The organism is Leucobacter sp. M11, assembly GCF_035726885.1.
Classification (GTDB): Bacteria; Actinomycetota; Actinomycetes; order Actinomycetales; family Microbacteriaceae; genus JAPFRB01.
The window spans coordinates 80,153-80,849 of the sequence record NZ_JAPFRB010000001.1; the positions used below are offsets into that span (position 1 = coordinate 80,153).

A 697-nucleotide genomic window follows, 5' to 3' on the forward strand; every position below is an offset into this window, starting at 1 on the left:
ATCTCCGCCGGGCTGAGCCCGGCGGAGACCGGGGCGAGCCGGATCGAGCGGTCCCCCTCGCGCCGGGCGAGGTAGAGGCCGTGGTCGCCGATCGCGCCCGTGTCCTCGGCCGGGGTGACCGCCCCGTCGACGAGGAGGCGGGGGCTGAGCCGGAGGCCCCCCGTCTCGTCCTCGCTCGCGTCGAGGCTGAACGCGGCCTCCTGGTGCAGGGTCACGGTGGCCCGGCTGCCCGCGCCCACGAGCGCGATGCCGAGCCGCTCCGCCTGCGCGAGCATCGTCCAGAGGGCGGGGCTCACGAAGTCGTCGAGAAACACCCAGTTCGGGTCCTGCCCGACCGTCAGCGTTTCCGCGGCTCGGTGCAGGGCCCCGAGCTGGCGGAACCAGCGCTGCTGCTCCAGGTCGAGGTTCAGGCGGCTGCCCTGGTGGCCAATGTTGGACCAGGTGAGGGTGCCGCGCGCCCAGCCGCGTTCCGTACGCATCGCGGGACGCGTGCCGAGGCGAGTGATGCCGCTGCCGGGCTCCTGGCCCGCTTTGATCGACCGCGAGGTCGGCCCGTTCCACCGATCGGAGGAGCGCGGGATCAGCTCGCGCAGCTCGAACTGGAGGGCGAGCGGGGTGCTCGGTCCGGGATCGAGCGGAACGTCGTCATCGAAGACGGGCAAGCGCACCCGACTCGGAGTTTGCGGCTCGGGGGCGA

At 73.5% G+C, this 697-nt stretch carries 1 pseudogene; it reads right to left on the minus strand.

Annotated features, from left to right (window positions below):
- Positions 1-662, minus strand: a pseudogene (locus tag OOT08_RS00400) (hypothetical protein); the annotation flags it as partial.
- Positions 663-697 lie beyond the last annotated feature (35 nt).